Here is a 9064-nt window from a genome sequence, read left to right as displayed (position 1 = left end):
GCGAGCACCGGCATGGGGTGTCCACCAAAAACGGTGGGCGCCCCATCTGCCTTCGCCACGGCGATGCCGGCCGCCGATCGCTGCACCGCCGGCTGCGTGCCGGCCCTCCAGCGCCCCCCAGTGGCGTGCACCAAAGCGAACAAGCACAACGGGATGAAGTGGACGCGATGGACCTGGGGTCAGTCCCCCGCCGCGGAGTGAGTTGAGGATGTGGGGCCAGGCGGCCGCTCCCAAGGCCGCGTCGGCTTCGGGCGTACCTCCGTACAGGTACTGCGGGGGATTGCCGGCGCGGCACTCTCACCAGGAAGCCGCGGGCGATGGCCGGCATCGTGGCGGGCGATCACACGCACGGTGGTCCCATCCGAGCGCCGGCGCGCGGCCAGTTGTTCGGCGAAGGGAAGGGAACGGCCACATCGCGTCGTCTCCGCCCGCGACCAGCAGGAGATCGGCCCGGGCCTGGTCCACGGCGATCTCCGCCGGAGGAAGCAGGTGAGCGAACGTCAGCTCGCTGCGCTCGTACCACCCGCGGATGGGCGGCCGGGCCCGCTGCCCGGCCCCTGCGGGAGTCCAGGAATCATCCAGCGGGACGAACGGCAGCGCCTGTTCCCCGCCAGGTCCAGGACGACCGGTAGGGGCGCTGCGCTCCGTCCGCGCCCCGGTCCGACGTTGCACCAGACGCGCGACGTGGGCGACAGCGCGATGACCGCGTCCACGCGCGGATCGTGCACGGCCGTGAGCAGAGCCGCCTCGGCCCCCCTTGGAGCTGCCCAGGATGCCGATGCGTGCTGCCCCGTGCGCCCGGAGGGAAGCCGACGGCGTCGGTGAAGGTCTCCAGGGGGATCTCGCAGATTCCCGGGGACTGGCCCCGGCCCGCCGAACCAGCGGATCGACAAGGCCGTCAGGCCCTGCCGGGCGAGGAGGCGCGCTCTCTCCCGTTCGATACGCCCGCTGGAACCCGCCAGCACCACAACGCCGATACCACTGCCGCAGGCGGGAGCGACCAGAACACCCTCCCAGGGATCGGTCAGTTCGCGCTCCATGACCTCCACATGCCCCCCTCCCCCGGTCGGTCCGCCCCAGTCTGCCGGCGCAGCCCCCTCGGCTGTGCTGCTCCTCCCAGGCCGGGCCGAACTCGCCCCGCATATCCGCCGGCAGCATCCATCCTGTGTCCCACAGGGCTCTGCCCTCCGGGGCCCTCTCAAGTCACCTGATCTGCACCAAGAATCCGCGGAATGGGGCCAGTCGGAGTCTCCTGGGTGGAGCCGCGGAACGCCGTCCCGGCCGGCTTCCCCATCCCCGGCAGCCGTAGAGGGGAGGGCGGGATCCCGGCCGGCAGGACACCCAGGCTGTGGGAGCGGTGGCACCCCGCAGTCGCGGCGCCGTTTCCCCTGTTCTCTACTCCCAGGCGGCGTTAAGCGAGTCGCCCGGCGAGGCGAGCGCGCAACGAGCGGGTCGAGCGCTGCGCGGTCGATGCACGTGGACCGGGTGGTGCGTGTGCCGTGGGGCCGGCCGCAGCGCAGCGCACGGGTGTCTGCGCATCCTCTCCCGCGAACGGCCCGGCCTCGGGATCCATGTCCGGCCTGCCACCGCCTCACCCCTGCCCCCTGCGGCCGCACAGAGCAAGGGGGCAGGGGCCGGGGCCGGGGGTGGGGCGGGGGGGGCTGCGGGGAGTGTCAGCGCAGGTGGACGGCTCCGGTGTGGGCGTTCAGCGTGTAGTGGTGGCCGTGGGCGCGGGCCCGTGCTGTGACCGGCGTCCAGGGCGGCGGATACGCCACGCCGTGCCGGGTGATCCAGGGCCTGGTAGGTGCCGTTGGGCAGCTTGGTGACGTGGGCGGTGGCGCCGTCCGCGAGCCGTATGTCACGGGGTCTTGCCGGTCTGGTTCGTGTGGTGCTTCTTCTGGTGGTGCTTGTTCTTGTGGTGCTTGTTCTTGTGGTCGTTGTGCTTGTGGTGCGTGTGCTTCTTCGCCGGGTGCTGGGGCACGTTCTGCTCGCTGTGCCAGCCGCCGGGGGTGCACCACGCCGACGAAGCCGTTCGCCTGGTTGAGTACGTATGTGTAGCCGTTGCACGCGCTGGGTCTTGTGCGCCAAGTCCAGCGCCGCGATCCGCACACCCTTGTGCGTGATCCAGGCCTGGTAGCTGCCGTTGGGCAGCTGGGTGACGTGCGCGGTGCTGCCGTCCGCTGAGCGGCAGGGTCTGGGTACGGCCCGCCGCGGCAGTGTGCTGGGCGGCGGAGGCAGTGGCGGTGGCGGTGGCCGCGGGCCCGGTGGAGGCCGGAGCGGCTTCGGCGGTGGCGGCGACGGCGGTCACGGCGCCGAGGCCGAGAACGGCGGATGCCACAGACGTGCGGAGAATACGAGAGGTCTGCATGCGCCGGCCCCTTTCCATGAGTCGGACAAGTCGAACGAGTCGAGCAGGTCGAGCGGGTTGGCTGAGTCGAACGCGTCGTGGGGACCGCGTACTCATGAAGCTAGGCGGCACACATCAAGGCATTCCGCACACAACATCACAGACATGTGACAGCGCCTTGAAAAGGCACAGATAGGGAGCAACTGCCCGGCTGGGGCGGGACCTTCGCCCCGGCCGGGAGTCCCGGGCCGCCGCCGGCGCCGCGCCTGCCGCGCCTGCCGTGCCTGCGGGTCCGGGACCGTTCGGTGATGCGGCACAGGGGTGCGTCTGCTCGGCTGCTGATCCTGGCTGCCGGGGCGTTGAGTGGGCGGGGGGCGAGACGGCCCTCGAACCGGGTGCGCGGGTGCGCGCCGCGGCCCCCGTTGCCGCCGGTGCCGGTGGCAGCGGGCGGCTCTGGTGTGTCACGCGCAGCTTCTCAGCGGGCGGGATGCCGTGGCGCCGGGATTTCCGGAGGGGGCATGACGGCGGCCGCTAGGGGTGACCACCGTGCCGTGGCCGGGAACGGTCACCGGGGTGGGGTGGCGGCTGGGGGGGCGACAGTGGTGGGTGTTGCGCAGGTCGGACGAAGGGCGTGGCACGGCCTGTCAGTTGCCTGCTCTAGGGTCGCCCGCGTGGCTGAACTCTCCTACCTGACCGCCGTCCGCGCCTCCTACGACACGGTCGCCGCCGATTACGTCCAACGTGTGCCTCCGCCGGCCGCGATGGACCCGCTGTCCCGCGCGATGCTGGCCGGGTTCGCCGAACTCGTGCGGACCGCCGGCCTGGGGCCGGTCGCGGACCTGGGGTGCGGCCCCGGCCGTGTGACGGCGCACCTGGCCGGGCTGGGGGTGCCCGCCTTCGGCGTCGACCTGTCGCCGAAGATGGTCGCACTGGCCAGACGCGCCTACCCGGAACTGCGGTTCACCGAGGGCTCGATGACCGCGCTGGAGACGCAGGACGGCAACCTCGGCGGCATCCTGGCCTGGTACTCCACCCACCACACGCCCCCGCAGTGGCTGCCGGCGGTGTTCGCCGAGTTCCACCGCACGCTCGCACCCGGCGGCCACCTGCTCTGGGGAGACTACGTCGGCGATGAACGGCTGCGGCCGACCCACGGCTACGGCCACCCGGTGTCCTACGCGTCCTACCTCCTGCCCCTGGAGACCATGGCCGGCCTGCTCGAGCAGGCCGGACTCGCCGTCACCGCGAGACTGGAACAGGAGCCCGCCAAACGCGTGAGCAGGCCGCACGCCTGCCTCCTGGCACGGAAGCCCGAAAGGCGCTGACGGGGCCTCGCCTTCCGAGGAGGACGAGCGGATCCGCCAACGGGCCGGCCGCCCCGGCGTAGCGGCAACGCGCCCCTGCGCCCGGGTGCCACTGCAAGCCCGTGACCAGCGATGTTTCTTCTTCTGCGGGCCGCCCTGTGCCACCTGGACCTCCGCCGTGGGCTCCTGGATACCGTCCCGTGTACCCCCGCCCACGGATCAAGCCGGTGCGGCTACCAGTTCATGCGGCGGGGCATACGGCACTTCCCGGCGAAATCCGTCGAGGGACAGTCGTCGCCGCCGACCGCGAGGACGAGCGCCGCGCACAGCGCCAGCACGACGAAGACGGCCACCAGGCCGGTACGGGTGAGCAGGAACCGGCTCAGGCGGGTGCCGGTGCGGCCGAGGCGCCGGTCGCGCCGCACCGCGGCCCAGGGTGCGGATGCCCGCGATCCACCCCACGGCCGTCGCGACGAGGAACACGATCAGGAGCGGCATCTCCAGCCGGTCAGGGAGCAGCGCCACCGAGGATTCTCCCGCTCCCGCGCCCGTATGCCAGGGGACTCACCTGCGCGGCCAGAGCACCCGGACGCAAGCCACCGGCCACCAGGACGAGCAGCGGTGTCCCCACCCGGTCCGAGACCGGCCCGCCGCCGTAGTGGACGCCTCCCAGGGCGAACGGGTACATCTGCCGTGCTCCGCTCGAATGGGCCCCCGGCTGTCGACGTGTCCGGGGGGGGACGCCAGGCGGCGGGCCGGGCACGGCGGAAATTGATCATGGAAGTTCGTTACGGGTCTCACAACGGGTCTCACACCGGCCCAGGCGGGCAATCCACCGGACGGCTCCCTGCCCGAACCGTGCCGTTCCGACTCGACGCCGGCCTCCCCGCGAGCCTGCCCCAAGGTCCGCCGCGCCATGCCGTCGGCCGCGCCAGAGAGGGCAAAAGTCAGCCTGGTCCGCTCTGCCGTCGATCCGCATGCTGCGGACCACGCCTGCTCAGCTTCCGCCCGGGGCGAGCGTGGAGGGGCCGAGAGCTCGCGGCTTGCGCTCACGGGCCCGTACCCGGAAGCCGCGCAGCCCCCGGCCGTGGGGTTCTGACGGCGCCCCGGCCGTGTCGTCACCGACCGCGCCGGGCCGCCCCGGTTCAATGACCGTGCCAAAGCCACAGATCGGCGACGTGCCCGCCCCGCCCCCTCCCCCCGTCATCGGACCGGAGACACGGGGCGAGCAGAGACGGGAGAACTCCATGCGTATCCGCGCCCTGTTCATGTCCACCCTGCTGGCGGCCTGCGCCGTCCTCGGCGGCGCCGGTATGGCGGCAGCCGACGACAACCCCCAGGAACTGACGCCCAAAGAGCAGGCCGGCCTGGAAGCGGCGACGTCGATCGTCGACGCGCTGCTCGGCGGGGGCGTACCACTCGCCCGATAGCACCACGACCACGCGGAGCCCGGCGCCGTCACGGCCCTGCCCGCACGCACGGTGGGGTGGGGTGCTGGCAGCGGGGTGTCACAGGCAGGGCCGGTAGAACATCTTCCAGCCGTCGTAGGGCATGGAGGGCGAGTCCGTCATGCCCCGGCCGTACATGACGTTCACGCCGGGGCCCACGCCGCCCGGGCCGCGGCCCGGCGCGGACAGCAAAACCTTCCGCTCCGCTCCTCGACGCCGCCCCCGGCATTGACGAGGAAGGCCAGGCCCGGGCACGTGCGACGAGACAGGCCCCGGTCTGCCCGCTGCCCCACCGGCGCCCCCCGCACTCCCCCGCGTCACACCATCCGTGAGCAGACACAGCGAGACACAGCAGGGGCCGCCTCCAGCCAAGCCCCAGGGCCGGCCGGTGCACGCCGGCGGAGACGGCCGGGGCCCGCTCCGAGCGGACCCCGGCCCGTCGAACATGATGATCCGTACATGGCATGCTGCTCACCGGCCCGCGGCGGCACCGGCCGGTGCCACGCGCGTCCACCCGCCCCCGACCGGTTCCTGCCAAGGTGAGCACCACAGTGAAAGAAAAAGTGAAATTCCCCAGCGTCGTCGGCCCCGAACTCGCCGGAGTGATCGACCTGCCCGAGGGCGAGATCCGCGGCTGGGGACTCTTCGCACACGGCTTCACCCTCGGCAAGGACTCCCCCGCCGCCTCCCGCGTCAGCAAACAACTGGCCCGCGAGGGCATCGGCACACTCCGCTTCGACAACCTCGGCATCGGCGACTCCGACGGCGACTGGGGCGACGGCTCCTTCACCGTCAAAGTCCAGGACACCATCCGCGCCGCGGCCTTCATGGCCGAACGCGGGACTCCCGTGGATCTGCTGGTGGGGCACTCCTGGGGCGGCGCCGCCGCCCTCGCCGCCGCCCGCGACATCCCCGGGCTGCGGGCCCTGGCCACGATCGCCGCACCCGTCGACCCCAGCCACGTCGAGCGGCAGTACGACACCGTCCTCGACCGCGTCCTCAGCGACGGCTCCCACCAATGGTTCGTCGGCGGACGCACCCTCGTCCTCAAACGCGCCTTCGTCGAAGACGTCCGCAAAGCCCACCTGCGCGACCGAATCGGTGAACTGAACCTTCCCCTGCTGGTCACGCACTCCCCCACCGACTCCACCGTCGACATCGACAACGCCGCCGAAATCTTCCAGGAAGCCCGCCACCCCCGCAGCTTCATCTCCCTCGAAGGCGCCGACCACCTCCTGACCGCACGCGGGCAGGCACAGCGCGCCGCACACATCATCAGCGCCTGGGCCGACCAATACCTCGACCAACCCCAACCCTGAACAGCCAGAGCCCCCCCCCGCCCCGAGCCGGGGCCGGTACGTGACCGCCCGCCCAGCGCGCCGATCGGCCCTCGAGCAGTCGGGCATCCGCTGCCGTGTGACGTGAACCGAACCGCACGCGGTGCACCGTCGTTTCGGTCCCGGCCCAACCCGCCCCCGCCACCGGATGCGACACAGCCACCGGATGCGGCACAGCAGGCCAGGACGCCCCCGGGGGGGGCCGCCAGGCACACACGCAGCACGGCACCACCGGGCGGCACACCAGCCTTCTGGGGCAGTAGCGCGGCTTCGCCACCCATCAGCGGGGAGAAGGGCCGTGCTCTGCCCGTTCATGGGCGTCTTCCCTTTGGCCCGCCCGGTGATCCGAACCAGCCGCCGGGAAGGGGTTCGGGGTAGCGCTTGAGGACCTGGGCCGGGTGGTCCTCGTCGGTGGGCCAGAGCGCCACGTGGTAGCGGTCCTCGCCTTCCCGGCCGTCTTCGGAGACGGTGTCCAGTCCATGGGAGTAGATACGCACGGCGTAGTTTCCGGGGGCCAGGGGGATGCGGGGAATCTTGTCGCGGGTGTCCTGCATGGAGATGAGCAGGCGTCCTGAGGGGAGCGCGAGGCTGGCCTGTGTGACGTGGTCGGCTTGTTGTAGTTCCGTGTCGTCGGCCGGGGGTGTGCGGCGCACATCGACAGTGACGGGAACGTCGAAGGGGCGTGCGGCTCCGATTCCGACGACGCCGGGCGCCGTGTTGATCCAGTTCTCCACCAGTGCGTCGAACCAGGTGGGTTCGGGTTCGCCCAGGTCGGCGTCGTCGTCCTGGATCAGCAGGGTGGAGTAGTCGGCGACGACGGTGAGTTCGTGGCGGGAGAGCAGGCCGGGGTCGCTGGGCGACGGGGTGGCGGTCATCTGGAACTGAGCTCCGTCGGGCAGTGAGTAAACGGTCCGGGCGTCACGCCCTGGCCAGCATCGGCCTGCCGGGATCGGATACCAGCGAGCGCGACCGCGCCCATGGCGTCGTCATCACCGACGCGGAGGACGGCGCCGTGTTCGTGGAGTGGTTCACCTCCCGCACCCTGCGCGAGACGGCAGCCACCGAGCAGCGTGAGGCCATCGTCGAGGGGCCGGCGGCCCTCCTGCACCGGGACGGCCGCCGCACCATGCATCAGGCCATCGCCGCGGTCCTGCGCGGGTACGGCAACCTCAAGACCGACGTGCACGCAGACCAGGGAGTGCTGGTCAAGCGCCTGCCCATTCTCCCGGCACCCGAGCCCGCCCCGGTGGACCTGCCGCTCAGCGTGGGTGAGGTACTTTCCGAGGCGCCCTCGCCGATGCGCGGATTCCTCACGGACCAGGACGACAGCGACGACCAGTAGGTGGCGAGCCCGGCCGGACATGGAACTAGGCACGCCAGCATGCCGCCCTTAGCTGCTGCCAGGTGGCCACCAAGTACGGCTGCAGCGGAACGTGTGGTCGCCCTGGGGCAGAAACGGCATGCGGCGTCGAGCCGCCCGGGGGCGGGGAGTTGGGCCACAACCGCTTGAAGTCGTGTGCCATCACCGTCATGGTCCGGCAGCCCATACCGGTGCGCTCTCTCGGGTATCGATGAGCGGACCGTTTCGGGTGACGCGCAAAAAGGGAGGGGCCGGCCCCGAACAGGCCGGCCCCTCCCCCTACCTCGAACTGCCTCAGACGCCTACAGCGACGGCAGCGTCTCGGCCGGGGACACACCCGGCAGCGTCGGCAGCTTCGGCAGGCCCTTCAGGTCGGGCGCCGGCAGGTCGCCGCCGAGCACGATCGCGACCACCACGTTGACCGTCCCGGTCAGCGTCGCCTGCAAGGCGGCGGCGGTCGCCTTTGCGTCGCCCGCGGCGGAGGCCTTCACGAGGGCGTCCACCTTGGTCTGCAGGTCCGCCGCGGCCTTAACGACGAGGTCGGCGCCGGGGGCCTGCGCGCGGGCGCCCGGTACACCCGCCTTGCCGGACGCGGCCTTCGCGTCGGCCGTGAGGCCGTCCAGCGCCTTCTTGACGTCGGCCGCGTGCTTGGTGGCCTCGTCCTTGGGCAGCTTGCCGTCGGGGGCCTTGAGTACTCCCGCGACGAGACCGGTCACGGGCTGCAGGACGGCGCCCGCACCCGACAGTGCCGCATTCTGCTTGGCCAGCGCATCCGCGCCCGGCACCGGAGCGGCGGACGCACTACGGGCCGGCGAGTCCGTGACAGCAGAGAACGCCGGCCCGGCCACACCGAAGGCGAGGGCACCGCACAGCGCAGTGGAAGCAACCAGACCGGCTTTCCGGGAAATACGCATGATCTACCTTTTCGCGGTTGACGAGTAGTACTCACCGCAACCCTGCGAGAGGTGCATACCGTACGCAATCGGAATAACACGTACAGCTGCATCCAAACAGCCCAACAAACAACCCCCGACCTCACACCTTCCTAGGACCCCCGGGCGTGTCACAGATACAACCGAACGAGGACACCCCCGACCCGCAACAGCCCCCCGCAACGACGGACCCACTGCCACAACCCGAGCCGCTCACCACCCTCGCCCGACAAACGGCAGCCGGCCAACACCCCCCTGGCGACCGCCACCTGGACCAACGCCGCCGCCCCAGCCCACACCTCCCCCACACCCGCCATACGGAGCAGCTCACGGATC

At 71.6% G+C, this 9064-nt stretch carries 9 protein-coding genes; 4 read left to right on the top strand and 5 right to left on the bottom strand.

Features of this window, described 5'->3' with window-relative positions:
* Nucleotides 1–1858: 1858 nt before the first annotated feature.
* A complete protein-coding gene (locus ACOKM3_RS42445; RefSeq protein ID WP_426906649.1) occupies nt 1859–1981 on the bottom strand; it encodes a hypothetical protein in 123 nt (40 codons plus the stop codon).
* A 1037-nt stretch (nt 1982–3018) separates the two neighbouring features.
* On the opposite strand from ACOKM3_RS42445, the gene ACOKM3_RS42440 reads away from it, so the two are divergent.
* Complete coding sequence (locus ACOKM3_RS42440) at nt 3019–3672, top strand: class I SAM-dependent methyltransferase (RefSeq protein WP_426895549.1); 654 nt, start codon at nt 3019–3021, stop codon at nt 3670–3672.
* Nucleotides 3673–3884: 212 nt separating this feature from the next.
* Here ACOKM3_RS42440 and ACOKM3_RS42435 read toward each other — a convergent pair whose 3' ends face one another.
* Nucleotides 3885–4076 carry a hypothetical protein gene (locus ACOKM3_RS42435; protein ID WP_426895551.1) on the bottom strand — a complete coding sequence of 64 codons (192 nt, stop codon included), beginning with the start codon at nt 4074–4076 and terminating at the stop codon, nt 3885–3887.
* Nucleotides 4077–4898: 822 nt separating this feature from the next.
* Here ACOKM3_RS42435 and ACOKM3_RS42430 point away from each other — a divergent pair.
* Nucleotides 4899–5081: a hypothetical protein gene (locus ACOKM3_RS42430; RefSeq protein WP_426895552.1), complete on the top strand. Its 183-nt coding sequence runs from the start codon at nt 4899–4901 to the stop codon at nt 5079–5081.
* A gap of 78 nt (nt 5082–5159) precedes the next feature.
* On the opposite strand, the gene ACOKM3_RS42425 is transcribed toward ACOKM3_RS42430, so the two are convergent.
* Nucleotides 5160–5291, bottom strand: coding sequence for a hypothetical protein (locus ACOKM3_RS42425; RefSeq protein WP_426895554.1), 132 nt, complete (start codon nt 5289–5291; stop codon nt 5160–5162).
* A 371-nt stretch (nt 5292–5662) separates the two neighbouring features.
* Between ACOKM3_RS42425 and ACOKM3_RS42420 the strand changes: the two genes are divergently transcribed.
* Nucleotides 5663–6418 (top strand): alpha/beta hydrolase family protein, encoded by a 756-nt coding sequence (locus ACOKM3_RS42420; protein ID WP_426895556.1) that lies wholly within the window; start codon nt 5663–5665, stop codon nt 6416–6418.
* 329 nt (nt 6419–6747) lie between these two features.
* On the opposite strand, the gene ACOKM3_RS42415 is transcribed toward ACOKM3_RS42420, so the two are convergent.
* The gene (locus ACOKM3_RS42415) at nt 6748–7311 is read right to left on the bottom strand and encodes a hypothetical protein (protein ID WP_426895558.1); all 564 of its coding nucleotides are present in this window, start codon (nt 7309–7311) and stop codon (nt 6748–6750) included.
* Nucleotides 7312–7334: 23 nt separating this feature from the next.
* Here ACOKM3_RS42415 and ACOKM3_RS42410 point away from each other — a divergent pair, with 23 nt between their 5' ends.
* Complete coding sequence (locus ACOKM3_RS42410) at nt 7335–7778, top strand: hypothetical protein (RefSeq protein WP_426895560.1); 444 nt, start codon at nt 7335–7337, stop codon at nt 7776–7778.
* 320 nt (nt 7779–8098) lie between these two features.
* On the opposite strand, the gene ACOKM3_RS42405 is transcribed toward ACOKM3_RS42410, so the two are convergent.
* On the bottom strand, nt 8099–8710 hold the full coding sequence (locus ACOKM3_RS42405) for a hypothetical protein (RefSeq protein WP_426895562.1): 612 nt from the start codon (nt 8708–8710) through the stop codon (nt 8099–8101).
* Nucleotides 8711–9064: the final 354 nt, after the last annotated feature.

The organism is Streptomyces nidicola (assembly GCF_050106155.1).
Taxonomy (GTDB): domain Bacteria; phylum Actinomycetota; class Actinomycetes; order Streptomycetales; family Streptomycetaceae; genus Streptomyces.
This window is presented reverse-complemented; position numbering and strand designations above follow the sequence as displayed.